Raw genomic sequence first — 17,769 nt, forward strand, 5'->3', positions numbered from 1 at the left:
TTCCCTCTAGTATTTCTCTCTTCCCGCCATTCCATAAAGGTACTTTTTACCTTAGGGATAATTTAATTCAGATAACAGAAGCTAACTTAGAAATATAAATTTAAGGAGGGCTCCATTTGTATTTCTATAAAGAAGACTTAATCAATATGATCGTTCCCGATAAACCTGATCCGAATGCAGCAAAAGTACTTCAGGAAGCGCTTGGAGGACAATTCGGTGAAATGCGGACGATGATGCAGTATTCTTTCCAAAGCGCCAACTTCCGCGGCAAAGCTAAACAGTATCGTGATTTTCTTGGAGGAACTTAGCCATATTGAACTTGTCCAATCAACCATCAACCAGCTGCGGTGCTGGCGGGAATATGCCTGAGATTCCGCTATCGATGGCGCCCCATTGGATGAAGTCATCAAAGGCGGCGCAAACCCCCATCACTTCATCATCGGTGCGAAAGCATCCCTGCCCGTCGATGCTGCGGCAATCCATGGAATGGTTCATGGGTTTATGATCACGGTAATCTTGTGGCTAACCTTTTGAACAATGTCATGCTTGAATCCACGGGAGTCCTGCAAAAGTCCAGGATTTATGAAATGAGTTCCAATAAATCGATGCGCGAAACACTGGCATTTTTAATGGTTCGCGACAATGCCCACCAAAATGCATTTGCCAAGGCATTAGAGACTCTTGGGGTTGACTGGGGGAAATCTTCCCTGTACCTAATTATGATTTGAACAAATATCCTGAATGCCGCAAATATGTGGATTTAGGCTACCATAATGCCCAATTCAATTTCCGGTTGGACCAAACACAAATCGGCGAGATTTTCAAAGAGGAGACACCGAGCCGAAATGGAGGAAACCTTGCTGTTACCGATCCGCCAAAAGTATTCCCTGTCCCTGAAATGCCGGATATGCCTAATGAACATAACCCTGGCTTAAGTGATTTGAATAATTAAAAAAGAAGGCGGACACATCATTCCGTGTTCGCCTCCTTTTTTAATTATTGATATATTTCTCGAAAACAAATCCAAAATCTTTAACATGGTACTTTTTCCGGCTGTCCATCAACCATTCGAAAGCTGCAGAATTAATTTCCTTGAAACTTGCAGCCATTTGGCTTCCATCAGTGCGAACCTGGTTCAAAGTGGAAGAAGCAAGGTTTACGCTTTGCTGGGCATATTGAAGGGCATACTCATTCTCATGGCAAATTTCCGATATTTTCACGAGTGATTTGAATAAGTCTTTTAATTCTTCAATGAATTTCTTATGGACATCAATCGAGAAAGTCTTTGCACCGATCGAAAATTTAATTTCCGCATCCAAATCCACGGTCCCTGCGGTTTCAAGCGTAGCGTTGGAAATATTATGCTGGCTGTAGCTATACCTAGTAAGTGTACGCTTTTTGCTTATGGCACTTGTGCCGTCCAAATGTATGAAAGCTTGATTCGTAAAACAATACTCATCGGTTTTTGATTTGATCAGGAAATAAATTTTTTCCCCATCTTCATGCATGATATAGTCATCTGCATCCACCTTGTCATAATCGGCAGGCTTAATCACACTTCCAATATCACTAAGACCAAGGGCATCCGCCGCCATTTTCTTAAACATCCCTATTCCCCCTATCAAAATCCAGGTGAATTTCACCTTATTATAAGTATTTCTCCAGTATTATCTCGTCTCTGATCGGAATTCCATCAAAACTGTAAAATGGTATTTCGGGCTTGATTTTCCGTGATTCTTCAACGGCATTTTTAACGATTTCCGAAATGACATAACCACGCTTTTGAAAAAACTTCAATGCCTGTAAATTATCGTTCGTTGTAATCGCTTTAATAGTATGGCAATTTTTTTCTTTAGCGATATTTTCCATCACATAAAGCAACGATGAGCCCACACCTTGATTCTCATGCTCACTATTCAAAGAGATGATCTGACAAACATGGTCGGATAATTTGTATGTTCCCAACCCCGTGATTTTTTCATTCTCGTCCATCACCCCAAAACCCTCAAGTTCCGCATAATGAAACAAGCCTCTTGAAAAAACGACTTGAGTCGTCTCCCAATGCTGAATGAAAAAATCCTTAACCGTATCTGCCGCAATCATTCTTTTCGCTATGATTTGCATAACCAATTACGCCCCCAAAATTTCTATCTCTATGTTTATAGTATAAAATGCTTATGCTGATAAGGGAACATTTAATTCTTCACGACCTTCTAACAAAACATAATACCACTCATATTCAGATAATCAATATCAAAAAACGGGGCTCGCGATTGCTGGCATCTTCCGGGATCAAGAAATGGTATCATCCTTGATTCGTTGGTTCCTTTTTGTGACCTCATCTTCGAATTGCTTGGTTTTCATTTCTTCCTTCTTTGAATATCTTATAATTGCCCTCATCGTAAAAACGGCTGCCACTAAAAAAATGAAGCAAGTTATACCAGCCGAGATATATTCAGTCTTGTCTTCTGGAAAGTAAAGAAACAAACCCAGTAAAGCATGATTGAGAAAGTCCATCCGATACATCCTTCCTGATAGGGAATTAAACTGCATTATCCCATTATATCAATTACCAGAACAATCCACTAGTGGGCCTAATCCACTAAAACCTAAAAAAACGAGAGGCAGTAAGCCCCCCGCTTCTCTTTCATTTATAAAATGGTGATCCCTTTAATGACCACGTCCACTGCTGGCTTGTCTCCCGCAACTGTCTCCACGTTAGCAATCGTATCAACAACGTCCATGCCTTCGACCACTTGTCCAAAAACAGAGTGTTTATGATCCAGCCATGGTGTGCCACCTTGTTCCATATAAGCACTGATGATTTCCTCCGGATAACCGGCTTGCTTCATTTGCTCACCCATCCTGCTGTCCACATGCTGGGCTTGTACGACGAAGAATTGGCTTCCGTTTGTTCCCGGGCCTGCATTAGCCATGGAAAGAGCTCCGCGCAAATTGAATAATTGCATGGAGAACTCGTCCTCAAATGGAGTTCCCCAGATACTTTCTCCACCCATTCCAGTCCCTGTCGGATCTCCGCCTTGAAGCATGAAATCCTTGATGACACGGTGGAAGATGATTCCTTCGTAATAACCGTTTTCAGCATGTGTCAAGAAATTCTCCACTGTCTTTGGAGCCAGTTCAGGGAATAGTTTAATTTTAATATCGCCCATCGTCGTTTGCATGATGACCGCTTTTTCATTTTCCAAAACTTCACTTGTTAATTGTGGAAAGTTTGTCATTGTATATAACCTCTTTCTTTTTAAAATAAAATGGCATGAAACACCATTTTTCATCTTCATTTGTACACTTTACACGATTTTCATAAAAAAAGCATCTTTACGAAATTGAACGAATTCGCTGTGAAAAATCGTTGTTCTTATGTATCATGAAGGAAGTTAAAAGAAAGGTGGTAGGGAAATGTCAGAACAGGATTTTAAGATCGGCGATAAGGTTACCGCCATATATAAAACTGGAAAATACATCGGGGAAGTCACCGATATCAGACCTGCTGCATATCTTGTTAAAGTGTTGGCTGTCTTGAAGCATCCCATGCAGGGAGATCTTCATAACCCGAAGCAAACGGAAGTGTCCATGTTCCATCAGCGGCGTGCTCTTGCATTCCGGGAGCAAACCAATGTACCAAAGAATATGGTAAGGAACTTTGATGAGGAGATTCCTGAGTATAAGGAATCCTTAAGAGAAGCAGTTGAGAAAATGAAAAGCACTTTAAGCGAAGCCCAAACGGAGTGGAATGATAAAAGCTTACACTTGCTTGAAGATCTAGCGGCTGATTATTTCAAATAAAGCATGATAAAAGCCAAATCAGTAGTATATGATTTGGCTTTTATAACGCTAAATGATTCAATACCTTTGATAAATCAATGCGATCGCCAATTGTCGTCGGTTCATGATTTTTCATATAACTTTTATCTTTCTCTACTAACTTAAAGATATTATATGTCGTAATGGCATCATCCAGCGCCCTGTGATGCTTGCCTGTCCCTTCTTTGCCATAGGCCTGTACAGCTTTCCAAAGTCCGGTTTGGTTTTGATCCCCGAAAAAGCGTTTATACTCCAGGCAAAGATCAATTTGTTTCCCTGAAAAAGGGAAATCCAACCCTGCTTTCTGACAGTTCTGGCGAAGCACCTTCATGTCCATATTTCCCCAGGTAACAATCGTCGTCGGGTGCTGCTCATCTATTTTCTTCAATAAAGTGACCAGCTCTTCAAATGAAATCCCCCGGTCCACCTGATCCTGTGCAATGTTCAAGAACTTCTTGCATCTTCCCGTCAAAACTGGAAATTTCATCGGGTTAACAAAAGATGAGAATTGTTCCTGAATGGTCTCATTAATGACGGTGACTAAACCAACCTCAATGATTTCCGGATAAAACCCTACTGGATTGGCTTTTCCTTCCGGCATCGTAAATTCAAAATCAATGAATACATATTGCTGTTGTTCCTCCATTTTTATGACCCCCTTCATATTCCTGACATCAACATATAAACAAAAAATGGTTTTTTCTCATTATAACAGAAGATTTAGAAAGTTTTTTTCTTAGGATCGTAACACACCATTCGGATACGGATCTGACGTCATACCTAATTTACCCAAAACTCTTTATTGTCTACCTTATTTGGATTATGATGGATGAATGAACCAAAAGTACCATTTTCATCCCTTCAATCCAAGGACATACTAAAAATATATTTGTTAGGAAGTTGAACTATGCGCACGTATCTTGGTTATATCACGATTTTCCTCTTAGTTCCCATATTGATCCTTTTCATTTTCCTTTCTTATCAGGAGTGGTCCTCAGCACAATCTCCCTATCATGTACTCGACGAGCAAATTCCCATTGAATCGATAAAACTGGCTCAGAATAGTTACATGAAGGCCGCAAATGGAAAGGTCATCAGTGAAATTTCCACTGGTGAGAAACGGAATTACCTAAAACTTGAAGACATCCCCCTTTTCCTGGAAAATCTGTTCATCGTTACAGAGGATCAGAAATTTTATGATCATGCAGGCGTTTACATATCCGGCATAAGCAGGGCGCTTCTTATCAATTCACAAAATAAAACAATCGAACAAGGCGGCAGTACCATTACCCAGCAACTGGCCAGGAATGTTTATCTCTCACATGATAGGACGTATAACCGAAAACTCAGTGAACTCATTTATGCCCATCAGATAGAGAGAAAAAAATCAAAACCGGAAATCATGGAGCTGTATTTGAATGCCATATATTTCAGTAATGGAGCTTATGGAATCGAAGCTGCTTCCCAATATTATTTCAGTAAACCTACTGGAGAGTTATCCAAGGCGGAACTTGCCTTCCTGGCCGCAATCCCCAATAATCCGGAAAACTATAATCCTCTTAAACATTTCGATGCGACGAAAAAGCGTCAGGAGAGATTACTGAAACAAATGGTGGCCGAAGGTGATTTAGAACAGGACGAGTACGAAAAGCTTATCAAAAGTACGATTAAATTAGACTTGTCCACCCCGGTCGACTTATATCCCGATTACGTGACGTATGTTCATCAGGAATTGAAAAACCTGGTGGCATCCTCCGAGGGTCTCGACAATTCCCTGCAAAGTCCCGATGTCGCTATACGTAAGCAGGCGGAAGCCGAGCTGGATAAAAGGGTAAAAAAGCTTTTGAATTCCGGTGTAACCATCCATACCGCCCTCGATACTAAACTGCAAACACAGTCAAAGACTGCTGTTCAATCAAAACTCGGTGTCAATGATATCGAGGGAGCTTTAGTGGTTATACAGCATCATACGCACGAGCTTGTCTCTTTGATTGGGGGAAAGGATTATAAAAAAAATTCTTTCAATCGGGCATACCAAAGCTATAGGCAGCCAGGGTCAGCCATTAAGCCACTTCTCGATTATGCTCCCTATTTAGAAGAAACGGATGCTGACATCAATCAGCTCGTTAGCGGAGCAAGCTATTGCAGCAATAGCTATTGCCCAAAGAATTATAGCGGCGACAGCTACGGGATGGTCACACTAAGAACTGCCTTCGCTCAATCCTATAACACACCCGCCATAAGACTTTTTGAAAAGACGGGGGTGGAAACGAGTTTCAAGTACCTGGATGCTTTCGACTTTAAAAAGCTGAGCGAAAAAGACCACCATACAAGTTCGGCTATAGGCTGATTCGAATATGGCATGAGTCCCCTTGAACTGACGAATGCCTATACTTCCTTCAATGACGGAAACTATCAGCCAGCGCGCGCCATTACTAAAGTCACCGATCAAGAAGGTAAAGTCCTTTATAAATGGAAAGACCGTTCCAAGGAGATATGGAATAAAAGCACCGTAGCCAAGATGCGGCAGCTGCTCCACGAAACAACCCTTTCCGGGACAGCCCGCAAAGCCTACTTTCCTACGGATTATGTCGGCGGTAAAACCGGTACGACCAATGATGTGAAAGACATGTGGTTTGTCGGTCTGACAGCAAACTATACAACGGGGGTTTGGGTTGGAAGGGACAAACCATCCAATCTACAATCCATTTATTCACAATCACCCCATGTATTGATTTGGAAAGATATCAGCCAGACTGCCGAGTGAAAAAAGAAGGTGCCGAGATGTCACCTTCTTAGTTTGTCGATATCCCTGAACGATTTTATCAAGGGAATTATTACTATGATTTTAAAACAAGGCATGGTTATACTCCATGTTTTTTTACTTTTTTATATGGATGAAACCCTTACTAGTTTGAAGAAATTTGCGACACTCCTGCCGAATAACTATCTAGCCGAGACCCCACAGACACTTGCTTTGATGAGGCTTGGCAGACAGTCGGCGGAAAGGGAGCTGATTTCTGAAAACAACTGGAACTTTTTTTAGAAAAAAACTGTAGGCAAACTCAATGATTATCGAGTTTATCTACAGTCTGTAAGGTGCCGATGATGGCACCTTCTTTTTTGCTATATGGGAAGACTTGCAATAACGCTGTTATAAAGCTTCAATCCCGCATAAGCGACTATTGAAATCAGTGCCGTCCAAGCGAAGATTGGAAAGAAGACCAATCCCACCAGCCTCGATAAATTCAGGCTCGGGCTTAACTTATTGACAAAATAAATTAAAGCCACGATATTCGTTGCGATAAAGATCGACCCAAGCCCGATGATGAATTGAACACTGAACAATGAACAGGCACCGCCAATCACATATATGACAGATCCCTTTCTTACACTGTTCAGGGCTTTACCTTCCGAATCCTTGGAAAAGAATAATAAAGACAGCTCCAATATCGTATCGGAGACCAGCTTCAATGCAGCAAAAACCATGAAGAATAATAGGAGCAATACGATCAGCAGCGCCAGCTTGATGCCGGTTTCAGAAAAGAACTCTAGCATCCCTTGGTAGATTCCCAAATTCCCAAATAACTTGAGCATTTGCATTTCCCCATAAACGGCAAAGGAGAGGCTGAATAATAAGATTGAAATGATTGGTAAATAGCTAAGTAAATATGTGTTTTTCATGACTTCTCCATCCATGCGTCTTTTATCCTATATTATGCTAGATAATCCACCATTTCACAATGGATACTCTACTAATTCACCCTTGAAAAAATTTTTTTAATAAATTTTTCAGGTCGTTTCCCCCTCCTTTTCTACCTATATATAAAACTTCATTCAAGTTGGCCTTCACCGTTTTCAAAGCCATGCAAACCCACATAAATTGCGTTATACTTTTAAGCGAGGCAAGTATTCGATAAAAAAATACATATTCAGCGAAGATTTCCTAACGTCTAGGATTGCTCAAAAAAAGCATAATAAGACGACTGACTTCGTTTTTAAAAAGGGGGGAGTTTATGTCTTTACTTCATTGGGCGGTGCTATCACCGTTTCTATTAGCAATTATTGTACCAATATTATACAAACTATTTCGACAAATACATACAGGATGGTTTGTATTGATTTTACCGATTCTCCTTTTCACCTATTTTTCAAGGTTCATTTCCTTGACCAAACAAGGGGATATCATTATGGAAAGCGCTACATGGATTCCTTCTCTCGGAATTCATGTTGATTTCTATATAGATGGACTAGGGCTTTTGTTCGCCTTGCTCATTACAGGTATAGGTTCACTCGTCGTTCTGTATTCAATTTTCTATTTATCCAAAGAGAAAGAAAAGCTGAACCAATTTTACGTCTTCCTTTTGCTTTTCATGGGAGCGATGCTTGGTGTCGTCCTATCCGATAATCTAATTGTCCTTTATTCATTTTGGGAATTCACGAGTTTATCATCTTTTCTATTGATAGGATATTGGAATGAAAGGGAGCGTTCACGTTATGGGGCGCAGAAATCCCTGCTGATCACTGTGCTTGGAGGCTTAAGCTTGCTTGGAGGCATCATTCTCCTTTCCATTATGGGGAACACATTCAGCATTCGTGAATTGATTGCCCAAAGCGGGGAACTTATGGACCACTCGCTCTTCATTCCTGCACTTTTGCTTGTGCTGCTTGGCGCGTTCACCAAATCCGCACAGTTCCCGTTCCATATCTGGCTTCCTGATGCGATGGAAGCCCCGACACCGGTCAGTGCTTACCTTCATTCCGCCACAATGGTCAAGGCCGGAATTTATTTGGTAGCCCGATTAAGCCCTGTTTTTGCCGAATCAGGATTATGGTTCTGGCTCGTTTCGATCGCCGGTTTGATCACCCTGTTCTGGGGCTCATTCTCTGCAATCAGGCAGACTGATTTAAAGGGGATTCTCGCTTTTTCCACCATCAGTCAGCTCGGATTGATCATGTCGCTTTTGGGACTTGGTGCGGCGGCCCTCCACTATGAATCTTTGGGGGAAAATATATACTTGGCAGCCACGGTTGCTGCAGTATTCCACTTGATTAATCATGCAACCTTTAAAGGCAGCCTTTTCATGGTTGCAGGCATCATTGACCATGAAACCGGTACACGTGATATTAGAAAGCTTGGCGGATTGATGCAGCTGATGCCGATCACTTTCACCGTCGCTGTCATAGGTACTTTTTCAATGGCTGGACTTCCGCCCTTCAATGGTTTTTTGAGCAAGGAAATGTTCTTGGCCAGCATGGTGAATGTATTGGAATTGAATATCTTCAATATGGAGACATGGGGGGTCCTTTTCCCTGTGGTGGCATGGGTAGCCAGTGTATTCACTTTTATATATAGCATGATCGTCGTGCTCAAACCCTTTACAGGCAAACTTCAGTTGCAACTATTGGACAAGAAGCCCCACGAGGCACCGGTCGGGATGCTGATATCCCCGATCATCCTTGCTTCGTTGGTCATCGTTTTCGGTATTTTTCCAAACTTGCTATCTTCACGAATCATTGAACCTGCGGTAGCAAGCATACAGCCAAGCTTGACGGGTCCCGATTTCCAGGTCCATATCGCCTTCTGGCATGGATTGAATACTGAAGTATGGATGACCGTCGGCATCATAGCATTTGGAATCCTTTTATACAAAACGCTTCCGAAGTGGCAGAAGATCACTCAGTGGATTCCTGAACGTATCTCCCTGAATGCTTTGTATGATAACGGGGTTAGAGGGCTCGAACGCTCAGCATCTTCCATCATGAAATTTTTAATGACAGGTTATATTCGGACATATTTGCTTTCAATCTTCCTTTTCTTCATTCTTTCATTAGGGTTTACGCTCTATTGGAAGGATGCATTTAAATTGGATACAGGGAATTTTGCCCCGATCGGCCTATATGAATTGGTATTAGCAGCGATCATCGTGTTTGGCTCGATCGCCATTCTGTTTGCAAGATCCCGTTTAACTTCCATTATCATCTTAGGAGCGGTCGGTTATGCGATTTCCTTATTTTTCGTTTTGCTGCGGGCACCGGATTTAGCCCTGACTCAACTAGTCATCGAAACGATTTCGGTATCCCTGTTTTTGCTCTGTTTCTTCCACCTTCCGTTAATGGCAAGCAGAAAGGAAGAACGGATGACATTCAAGTTGAATAACGCCTTGATATCCATTGGTGTAGGAGTCATCGTGACATTGATTGCCTTATCGGCACATAGCAATAAACTATTTGATTCCATATCAAATTACTATCTTGAAAATGCTTATAAGGAAGCAGGCGGAAAAAACGTCGTAAATGTCATTCTCGTAGACTTCCGCGGACTTGATACGATGTTTGAAATCAGTGTCCTTTCCATCGCTGCGCTCGGAATATTCGCGATGATCAAATTGCGTTTGACGGGGGGAAAAGATAAATCATGAAGCAAAATGACCTGATTCTACAAACGGTTACGAAAGTCGCCGCCTTTGTTATCCTGCTGTTCGCGGTTGCCATCTTTTTAGGCGGGCATTATTCGCCAGGAGGCGGGTTTGTCGGCGGGTTAATGACTTCAGCCGCCATAGTCCTGCTGTTGCTCGCTTTCGACATTAAGACCGTTACCGGCATCTTGCCGATTGACTATAAGTTAATGATCGGTTCAGGCTTGTTCATATCAAGCCTGACCGTAGCCGGGGGGCTGGTGTTCGGGGTGCCCCTCATGACACATGTTTATCATTATGTTGATTTACCGCTTCTTGGGCACATCTCGCTTCATACCGCGGTACTTTTTGATCTGGGTGTTTATCTTGTGGTTGTTGGTGTAACGATGACCATTATTCAAACGATAGGGGAGAGTGAATAATGGAACTTTTAATGGCTATTGTCATTGGAATACTATTTATGTGTGCGACATATTTAATGCTTTCCAAAAGCATTTTAAGAATCATAATCGGTACTGGGCTGCTCAGTCACGGCGCCCACCTTTTGATTTTGACGATGGGCGGTTTGAAAGGCGGTTCCGTTCCATTGCTGAGTGATGAAGCAGCATCCTATGTCGATCCGCTTCCGCAAGCGCTTATCTTGACGGCAATCGTCATCAGTTTCGGGGTCACATCATTTCTGCTGGTACTTGCATATCGGACCTACCAGGAACTCGGTACGGATGACATGGAAGAAATGAGAGGTACCGAAGCGAATGAATAATCTTACTTTCATGCCTGTTTTATGGCCGCTTTTCACAGGCATCTTTCTCATTTTCTTTGCAAAAAAAATCAAGCTGCAAAGAGGGATATCCCTTTTTTCCTCTCTTATGGGAATTGCGATTTCCCTTTATTTGGTGTTTACGGTCCATACTCAAGGGATCTTGACTTTAGGTGTCGGCAGCTGGGATGCGCCATTCGGGATCGTGATCGTCGCAGACATGCTTTCTTCACTGCTCGTACTGACCACAAATATCATAGGATTGGCCATACTGCTTTACTCGTTTCACTCCATAGGGGAGGAACGTGAAAGACATTATTATTATCCTGTTTATCAATTTTTACTGATTGGTGTAAACGGTGCCTTTCTTACGGGGGATCTTTTCAATCTATTTGTTTTCTTCGAAGTCATGCTGATGGCTTCCTACGTGCTGCTTGTACTGGGAGGGACGAAAATTCAGCTGAGGGAATCATTGAAGTATATCATCGTCAATGTGCTTTCCTCTTCCTTTTTCGTCATCATGGTGGCGTACCTTTATTCAGTTCTAGGAACATTGAACATGGCGGACATCAGCCAGAGGATAGCGGAAGTCAACCAGCCTGGAATCGTCTCGGTGATAGCAATTGGCTTTTTGATCGTATTCGGTTTGAAGGGAGCCATTTTCCCGCTCTTCCAATGGCTGCCTGGGTCTTATTATGCTCCACCCATTCCCGTGATGGCCCTATTCGGTGCATTGCTGACAAAGGTCGGGATCTACTCTATTTTCAGGACCTATACACTCATGTTTTATCATGACCAGGATTTCACCCATACTTTCCTTGCGATACTTGCCATCTTGACCATCATCATCGGTGTCATTGGTGCGATAGCCTATTGGGATGTAAAAAAAATCATCATTTACAATATCATCATCGCCGTCGGAGTTATCCTGTTCGGCATCTCCGTCATGAATGAACAGGCCTTATCAGGCTCCATTCTGTATATCATTCATGACATGCTGATTAAGGCTGCACTCTTCCTGCTTGTTGGCATTATGATCAAAATCAGCGGATCGGATGATTTACGGGACATGGGCGGCTTGATCAAGCAATACCCGGCCGTTGCATGGACCTTCTTCATAGCTGCCATATCATTGGCGGGTATACCGCCGTTCAGCGGTTTTGCCGGCAAGCTCCTGATTCTTCAGGGAGCTGCCGAAAAAGGGGCCTACTTTGGAATGGCCATTGTCTTACTTTCAAGTTTGATGGTCCTATATTCCGTCATGAAAATATTCATGAATGGCTTTTGGGGAACTCCGAAAGCTGATTATGCCTTAACTAATGAAACGGTTAATAAAATGCTGGTCCCTGCCGTCCTACTTGTTATCATTTCCGTTTTATTCGGAGTGGGAACTGAATCGATTTACCCATTCATTACACAAGCTGTGGATTCATTAATGAATCCCGAAATCTATAACAAAGCGGTTTTAAAGGAGTAGTGCCTGATGTCATTCCAAATTTTACTGAATGTGTTCCTTGCGGTTATCTGGATGTTTTTGAAAAATGAGTTTAACGGGAGCACTTTTATCATCGGATATATGTTGGGGCTCGGCATCATGTTCGTCTTCCGTCATTTTTTCAATGAACGTTTTTACTTGAAAAGGGTGAATGCCGTCGTTCTATTGCTGCTCATATTCGCAAGGGAACTCATACTTTCCAACATTAGCGTCCTTAAGGCCGTGCTTAAACCGAGCCTGGATATAAGACCTGGCATATTCGCATTTGAAACCGTGCTGACCAAGGATTGGGAAATTACGATACTATCGAATTTAATTACGTTGACACCAGGAACACTTGTCGTTGAAGTATCGGAAGATAATCGGATTCTTTATATCCATGCGATGGATATTGCCGACAAAGAAGAGGCTGTGGACAGCATTAAAAATACATTTGAAAAAGCGATTATGGAGGTGAGCAAATAATGTTCGATTTAATGCTTAAAATCGCGCTGCTCGGTGTTTCGCTTTCCATGGTTGGATTCTTATACCGTTTAATCAAAGGGCCTTCCGTACCGGATCGGGTCGTCGCACTCGATGCGATGGGAATCAATCTTATCGCAATCGTTGCACTTGCCTCCATTGTCATGGATACAAGTGCATATCTGGAAGCCATTCTTCTGCTCGGAATCCTATCATTCATCGGAACGGTCGCTTTCGCCAAATTCCTTGAGAGAGGGGAGATTATCGAAGATGACCGCAATCGTTGAAATCCTATCGGCCCTATTCATTTTAATGGGAGTCTTTCTCTTTTTAGTCTCGGCATTCGGTATCATCCGGCTGCCCGACGTCTATACAAGAAATCACGCTGCCTCAAAATGCTCGACACTTGGGATCATGTTCATCCTGATCGGCACCTTGTTATATTTTTACTATAAACATAGCCATTTCGATTTCCGGGTCGTGCTCGCGATCATCTTTATCTTCATGACCGGCCCTGTAGCCGGGCATTTAATCAATCGCTCGGCCTATCATTCTGGCGTCAAGATGTGGGATCGGAGTGTCCAGGATGATTTAAAGAAAACCCGCTGATTCCTGCCATTGCAAAAGAGCTGCCCTGATTACAGGAGCAGCTCTTTTCTGTCTCAATCCTTTAAAAATACCTGGTCGCCCACTCTGATTTCACCTGTTTTGATGACCGAGGCATATACGCCAAAATGATTATTCCTTTCCTTGACGACAGTTTTCAGGAGAGTTGGATCTCTCTGGGAATCGCTTGGATCGACCGTTATGATCATACAACGCTCACAATACCTTTTGATCTCCAATTCCACTTCATTTCCGATTAGAATCCTTTTTCCGAACCATTGCTCTTCTAAAAAGGGTGTTTTGTTCACTAAAGATAGCACCAAATTTTGCCTGAATCTCCTGCCATCGAGTTCTTTTCCCCAAAGCTTTGTCAATTCGCCAATCGAGGCATCACTGACAAGCAGGATGTTTTCTTCTTCAATCGCCCCCAATGGGATATGTCCAGGCGGATAAACAATGGTGGTAGCCTCCTGGTTTAATAACCGCTCCATTTCCTCATGAAAGGCTTCCCCTCCCCATGTCAGCACCTGTCCTGTTGGGGTCTTCACCTTGATTTCCGGATATTGGTCAAGGGTTTCCTCACCAGAAAAAGCAGCTTGATAACGGACCATTTCCGGGACTTGGGTTATCGTAAGGAATTTCCCATTTTTATCTTTAAAAGCATGACTGCGATCTCCATATAGTCCATAATCCATCACCCTCGTTTTCTGTACCTGTTCACCAGTGAATGATTTTACAGGATGACGGGTGATTTCTTGTATATGTCCAACCAGCATAAAAATACCTCTTTTCATACAATAATCTTTTGCCATATTATACTTAAACCGGACATTGTAGAATCATTACACCACTTTATTACGATTGTTCTTTTGATTCACTTTGGCTTTGGTAAGTCGATAACGGCCAATGTACAGCGTGAAACGCAGATAAGATGATCCTCTTCATCATGGATTTTCACATCCCATACCATCGTCGTCCTCCCGCGATGGATGATGTTCCCTTCTGCGGTAACAAAACCGGAACGGACGCCCCTTACATGATTGGCATTGATTTCAAGGCCGACGACAGCTTGTTTTGTACTATCCACTAGCTGCATGCCGCCAAAACTTGCAACAGATTCCGCAAGGGCAACAGAAGCTCCCCCATGCAATAAACCATACGGCTGCCTAGTTCGTTCATCCACAGGCATCGTCGCAATGACTTTCCCATCACCGACTTCTTTCATTTCTATCCCAAGCGTGCCTATCAATGACTTTTCAATATTTCTCTCCATCCCATTACCCCTAACTCTCATGTTTTTTTCTTACCATGTACATCAAAAAAATGAATCACTATTCATATCAGTATACAAAAAAAGGATGACCCAAGTCTATTAAGTCATCCGTCAATAATATGAATTGTATTATTTGGAGAGGATTTCTTTTAATTCAAGCCAGCTTGTCAGCCTTGGAATATCCAATTCCCTGTTATAGGAGTTATCTATTGCATACACTTTCGTTGGAATATCCAATAAAGTTTCCAGCACTGCCGGTTTATCATCAAAATAATAATCCAATTCCAATTTGCGGATCGTATCAATTTTTTCATGATCCTTCATACCGCAGTAAAAATGGTCATCCTTAACCGGAAAGCCGTTTTCAATCAGCCATTTTTTCGTCCGTTCACCATGCTCCGCTTTTCTGGCGGTGATGTAATAGATTTCATGACCATCGCGTTCAAGCTCCTGCAGCGTTTCCACTGCGCCCTCGAAGGCTGGACAGGATGAATAATACACTTCCTCGGCAAGGCTGTTCCACATCTTGCCCCCAGCCTCTTTATCAAGCCCGAAAGCTTCATGGATCTCCAACGTCTTTAAAGCTCTGAATTTCGTTATCTCTATGTTCGTATTAAGCTTTTCATTATAAAGATGAAACGCGAACTCCCTCAAGTTAATAAGGGTATCGTCAATATCAAAACCGAATTTCATATCCTTCACTCCCATTTAAACATAAGCGGCGGCAAACTGTGATGCGAAGGAAACTTCCTTGTCCACCTGAATGGCCTGTAATCTTTCAATTTCGGCTTTTCTTTTTGGCTCAGCCATTTTTAGCCCCAGGAAACCAGTATCCCCCTGCAGGATGCATCCAGAAATAAGCTCGGCTAATATATCGGCATCCTTCATGGCACAATTGAGTCCGAACGCACCTGTAGGTGTCATTGTATGGGCTGCATCACCTAATAAAGCAACGCCATCCTTTGTCCATGTTTCACAATAGCTGCTGTAAACATCCAATAAAATGAAGTCATGCCAAGAGCGGATATTTTCACTCACAACCTTTTTTAATTCAGGAAAGGATAAAAGCAAATCTTCAATGAACGGATCAAAATGCTGTTTTCGCAAATGGGGAAACGAACCATGTTCTATATTCCAGCCAATTTGGATGAAACCTCCAGCCTGAGTGAAGAGGGCAACCTGTGAGCCATTGACCAATGCCATCTTGATCGAAGGCTTCCATCCCTCTGGAGCTGGAATTTTTGCCCACAGTAAATCATAACCATGATTTTTAATCACCACTGGAATTCCCGCTTTTTTTCGAACGATGGAAAATCTGCCGTCCGCTCCGATTATCAATGAACTTTGCACTTCCAGGTCATTTCCGCCATTTCGAGCCTTGACACCCGTAAAACGGCCCATTTCATTTTGTATCAAGTCCGTGACCCTCGTATTCATCATCAATTGAAAAGAGTCCAGCTTTTCAGCTTCATTCAATATAGCTGTAAGCAGATGATTTTGAGGGACATGTATCCCAACATGATCGACAGGCCAATCAGGAAAAATCCTTTTGAATAATTGGCCGTCATTCCAATATTCAATTTGTTCCATCCTAAGCAAGCCTAGTCTTTCCACACTCTCGAATAAACCGTGCTTTTTAAGAATGCCCTCTCCTTCATCGTTCAAGAACTCGCCCCTGAACTCCCTTGAAACTTCAGAATGCCTCTCAAGCAATACGACTGAAATGTCCTGCTTGGCCAATAGGTAGGCCAGCAGGGCTCCTCCAGGTCCTGAACCTACTATGCATACATCTGATTTAACCAACATGCCTCTTCACCTGTTGTCTATTTTTATTTAGGATAAGCCGTGATGCGTATGTCCTCACCAAACGTTTCCACGCCAGAGAAGAAAACATCCATTGCTTCATCCATCGTATCAACATTCATTCCAGTATACGGTGTTAGTGAGTTTCTTCCGCCCAATAGTTTAGGGGCTATATAAATCAAGTATTTATCGATGAGCCCTTCCCTAAGGAAAGAGGCATTCACTTCGCTTCCGCCTTCCAGCAAGACATCCGTAATCCCTTTTTTATATAGTTCTTCCATCAAAAACCTTAGATTCAGTCCCGTCTCGTTTTTAGGGACGAAAATGAATTCGATCCCTTTTTCACGTAAAATGTCCATTTTATCCGCGGATGCATTTTCATGCGTTACGATCAAGGTTTTCGCATCTGATACTTGTACAACATTGGCATCCAAGGGAACACGTAATTCACTGTCTAAAATGATCCGGATCGGATTTTTCCCTCCGCCTTCCGGAAGTCTGGTCGTCAGTGATGGATCATCGGCCAATACAGTCCCGATACCAACAAGAATGGCATCCACCTCATCACGCAGCAAATGAACGGAATGACGTGATTGTTCCCCTGTTATCCATTTTGAATGGCCTGTGTGAGTTGCAAGTTTTCCATCGAGCGTCATCGCATACTTCGATATGACAAAGGGCCGATTCGTCAGCATATTGTGAATGAAACGCTCATTCAGCCTTTGAGCTTCCTTTTCCAGGATGCCAACTTCCACTTCAATGCCCGCATCCTTGATGATCGATATCCCTCTGCCGGCTACTTCCGGATTCGGATCTTGAGTAGCCACCACAACTCGCCGCACACCTGATTCTTTCACCAAATTTGCACAAGGAGGTGTCTTTCCATAATGCGAACAGGGCTCAAGAGTCACATATAGCGTTGCACCTTCTGCATACTCACCCGCCATTTTGAATGCATGTACTTCCGCATGCGGTTCACCGGCTTTACGGTGGATCCCTGTCCCGGCTATCACACCGTCTTTGACTATGACTGCACCGACCACTGGATTCGGATTCGTCTTTCCTTTTGCACTGGCCGCCAAATCCAGTGCCAGCTTCATGTAATATTGATCATCATTCATACTAT

The 17,769-nt window shown here is 42.7% G+C and carries 22 protein-coding genes and 1 pseudogene; 12 read left to right on the forward strand and 11 right to left on the reverse strand.

Features of this window, described 5'->3' with window-relative positions:
- The first annotated feature begins 116 nt into the window (after positions 1-116).
- Positions 117-952, forward strand: a pseudogene (locus FNK51_RS07785) (manganese catalase family protein).
- Positions 953-992: 40 nt separating this feature from the next.
- Here the strand turns inward: FNK51_RS07785 and FNK51_RS07790 are convergent.
- From FNK51_RS07790 to FNK51_RS07805, 4 genes are all read right to left on the reverse strand, one after another.
- A complete protein-coding gene (locus tag FNK51_RS07790) occupies positions 993-1,607 on the reverse strand; it encodes a PH domain-containing protein (RefSeq protein WP_098371437.1) in 615 nt (204 codons plus the stop codon).
- Positions 1,608-1,647: 40 nt separating this feature from the next.
- On the reverse strand, positions 1,648-2,124 hold the full coding sequence (locus FNK51_RS07795; RefSeq protein WP_141992967.1) for a GNAT family N-acetyltransferase: 477 nt from the start codon (positions 2,122-2,124) through the stop codon (positions 1,648-1,650).
- A gap of 168 nt (positions 2,125-2,292) precedes the next feature.
- Entirely contained in the window at positions 2,293-2,517 is a 225-nt protein-coding gene (locus FNK51_RS07800; protein WP_063234074.1) for a hypothetical protein, read from the reverse strand.
- Positions 2,518-2,651: 134 nt separating this feature from the next.
- Positions 2,652-3,242 carry a peptidylprolyl isomerase gene (locus FNK51_RS07805; protein WP_098371439.1) on the reverse strand — a complete coding sequence of 197 codons (591 nt, stop codon included), beginning with the start codon at positions 3,240-3,242 and terminating at the stop codon, positions 2,652-2,654.
- A gap of 178 nt (positions 3,243-3,420) precedes the next feature.
- On the opposite strand from FNK51_RS07805, the gene kapB reads away from it, so the two are divergent.
- Positions 3,421-3,807 carry a kinase-associated lipoprotein KapB gene (kapB, locus tag FNK51_RS07810; protein ID WP_141992968.1) on the forward strand — a complete coding sequence of 129 codons (387 nt, stop codon included), beginning with the start codon at positions 3,421-3,423 and terminating at the stop codon, positions 3,805-3,807.
- Positions 3,808-3,847: 40 nt separating this feature from the next.
- Here the strand turns inward: kapB and kapD are convergent, their stop codons facing one another.
- Positions 3,848-4,471 carry a 3'-5' exonuclease KapD gene (gene kapD, locus FNK51_RS07815; RefSeq protein WP_098371441.1) on the reverse strand — a complete coding sequence of 208 codons (624 nt, stop codon included), beginning with the start codon at positions 4,469-4,471 and terminating at the stop codon, positions 3,848-3,850.
- A 261-nt stretch (positions 4,472-4,732) separates the two neighbouring features.
- Between kapD and FNK51_RS07820 the strand changes: the two genes are divergently transcribed.
- From FNK51_RS07820 to FNK51_RS07825, 3 genes are all read left to right on the forward strand, one after another.
- Positions 4,733-6,175, forward strand: coding sequence for a transglycosylase domain-containing protein (locus FNK51_RS07820; protein ID WP_353617856.1), 1,443 nt, complete (start codon positions 4,733-4,735; stop codon positions 6,173-6,175).
- A 12-nt stretch (positions 6,176-6,187) separates the two neighbouring features.
- On the forward strand, positions 6,188-6,592 hold the full coding sequence (locus FNK51_RS27510) for a hypothetical protein (protein WP_353617857.1): 405 nt from the start codon (positions 6,188-6,190) through the stop codon (positions 6,590-6,592).
- A gap of 75 nt (positions 6,593-6,667) precedes the next feature.
- Positions 6,668-6,871 (forward strand): hypothetical protein, encoded by a 204-nt coding sequence (locus tag FNK51_RS07825; RefSeq protein WP_141992969.1) that lies wholly within the window; start codon positions 6,668-6,670, stop codon positions 6,869-6,871.
- An 80-nt stretch (positions 6,872-6,951) separates the two neighbouring features.
- Here the strand turns inward: FNK51_RS07825 and FNK51_RS07830 are convergent, their stop codons facing one another.
- Positions 6,952-7,509, reverse strand: a complete 558-nt coding sequence (locus FNK51_RS07830) for a DUF5366 family protein (RefSeq protein ID WP_141992970.1) — start codon at positions 7,507-7,509, stop codon at positions 6,952-6,954.
- Between the two features lie 332 nt (positions 7,510-7,841).
- Between FNK51_RS07830 and FNK51_RS07835 the strand changes: the two genes are divergently transcribed.
- From FNK51_RS07835 to mnhG, 7 genes are read left to right on the forward strand one after another with little or no spacing between them, the layout of a single operon-like run.
- The gene (locus FNK51_RS07835) at positions 7,842-10,247 is read left to right on the forward strand and encodes a Na+/H+ antiporter subunit A (RefSeq protein ID WP_141992971.1); all 2,406 of its coding nucleotides are present in this window, start codon (positions 7,842-7,844) and stop codon (positions 10,245-10,247) included.
- A complete protein-coding gene (locus FNK51_RS07840; RefSeq protein WP_098371445.1) occupies positions 10,244-10,666 on the forward strand; it encodes a Na(+)/H(+) antiporter subunit B in 423 nt (140 codons plus the stop codon). Before FNK51_RS07835 ends, FNK51_RS07840 begins: the two co-directional genes overlap by 4 nt.
- On the forward strand, positions 10,666-11,007 hold the full coding sequence (locus FNK51_RS07845; protein WP_076368129.1) for a Na(+)/H(+) antiporter subunit C: 342 nt from the start codon (positions 10,666-10,668) through the stop codon (positions 11,005-11,007). The genes FNK51_RS07840 and FNK51_RS07845 overlap by 1 nt, the downstream gene beginning before the upstream one ends.
- Complete coding sequence (locus FNK51_RS07850; RefSeq protein WP_098371446.1) at positions 11,000-12,481, forward strand: Na+/H+ antiporter subunit D; 1,482 nt, start codon at positions 11,000-11,002, stop codon at positions 12,479-12,481. Before FNK51_RS07845 ends, FNK51_RS07850 begins: the two co-directional genes overlap by 8 nt.
- A gap of 6 nt (positions 12,482-12,487) precedes the next feature.
- The gene (locus FNK51_RS07855; protein WP_141992972.1) at positions 12,488-12,964 is read left to right on the forward strand and encodes a Na+/H+ antiporter subunit E; all 477 of its coding nucleotides are present in this window, start codon (positions 12,488-12,490) and stop codon (positions 12,962-12,964) included.
- 11 nt (positions 12,965-12,975) lie between these two features.
- Positions 12,976-13,248 (forward strand): Na(+)/H(+) antiporter subunit F1, encoded by a 273-nt coding sequence (locus FNK51_RS07860; protein ID WP_377394681.1) that lies wholly within the window; start codon positions 12,976-12,978, stop codon positions 13,246-13,248.
- Positions 13,232-13,570: a monovalent cation/H(+) antiporter subunit G gene (gene mnhG, locus FNK51_RS07865; RefSeq protein ID WP_098371449.1), complete on the forward strand. Its 339-nt coding sequence runs from the start codon at positions 13,232-13,234 to the stop codon at positions 13,568-13,570. Before FNK51_RS07860 ends, mnhG begins: the two co-directional genes overlap by 17 nt.
- Positions 13,571-13,623: 53 nt before the next feature.
- Here mnhG and FNK51_RS07870 read toward each other — a convergent pair whose 3' ends face one another.
- The 5 genes from FNK51_RS07870 to ribD form a co-directional block, all read right to left on the reverse strand.
- Positions 13,624-14,343 carry an MOSC domain-containing protein gene (locus FNK51_RS07870; protein WP_098371450.1) on the reverse strand — a complete coding sequence of 240 codons (720 nt, stop codon included), beginning with the start codon at positions 14,341-14,343 and terminating at the stop codon, positions 13,624-13,626.
- Positions 14,344-14,441: 98 nt separating this feature from the next.
- Positions 14,442-14,840 carry a hotdog fold thioesterase gene (locus tag FNK51_RS07875; protein WP_098371451.1) on the reverse strand — a complete coding sequence of 133 codons (399 nt, stop codon included), beginning with the start codon at positions 14,838-14,840 and terminating at the stop codon, positions 14,442-14,444.
- Between the two features lie 129 nt (positions 14,841-14,969).
- A complete protein-coding gene (locus FNK51_RS07880) occupies positions 14,970-15,533 on the reverse strand; it encodes a 5' nucleotidase, NT5C type (protein ID WP_098371452.1) in 564 nt (187 codons plus the stop codon).
- Between the two features lie 15 nt (positions 15,534-15,548).
- Entirely contained in the window at positions 15,549-16,646 is a 1,098-nt protein-coding gene (locus FNK51_RS07885) for an FAD-dependent monooxygenase (RefSeq protein ID WP_141992973.1), read from the reverse strand.
- Between the two features lie 23 nt (positions 16,647-16,669).
- Complete coding sequence (gene ribD / locus FNK51_RS07890) at positions 16,670-17,764, reverse strand: bifunctional diaminohydroxyphosphoribosylaminopyrimidine deaminase/5-amino-6-(5-phosphoribosylamino)uracil reductase RibD (protein WP_141992974.1); 1,095 nt, start codon at positions 17,762-17,764, stop codon at positions 16,670-16,672.
- Positions 17,765-17,769: the final 5 nt, after the last annotated feature.

This window comes from Bacillus sp. B4EP4a (assembly GCF_006680105.1).
GTDB classification, from domain to species: Bacteria; Bacillota; Bacilli; order Bacillales; family DSM-1321; genus Peribacillus; species Peribacillus simplex_E.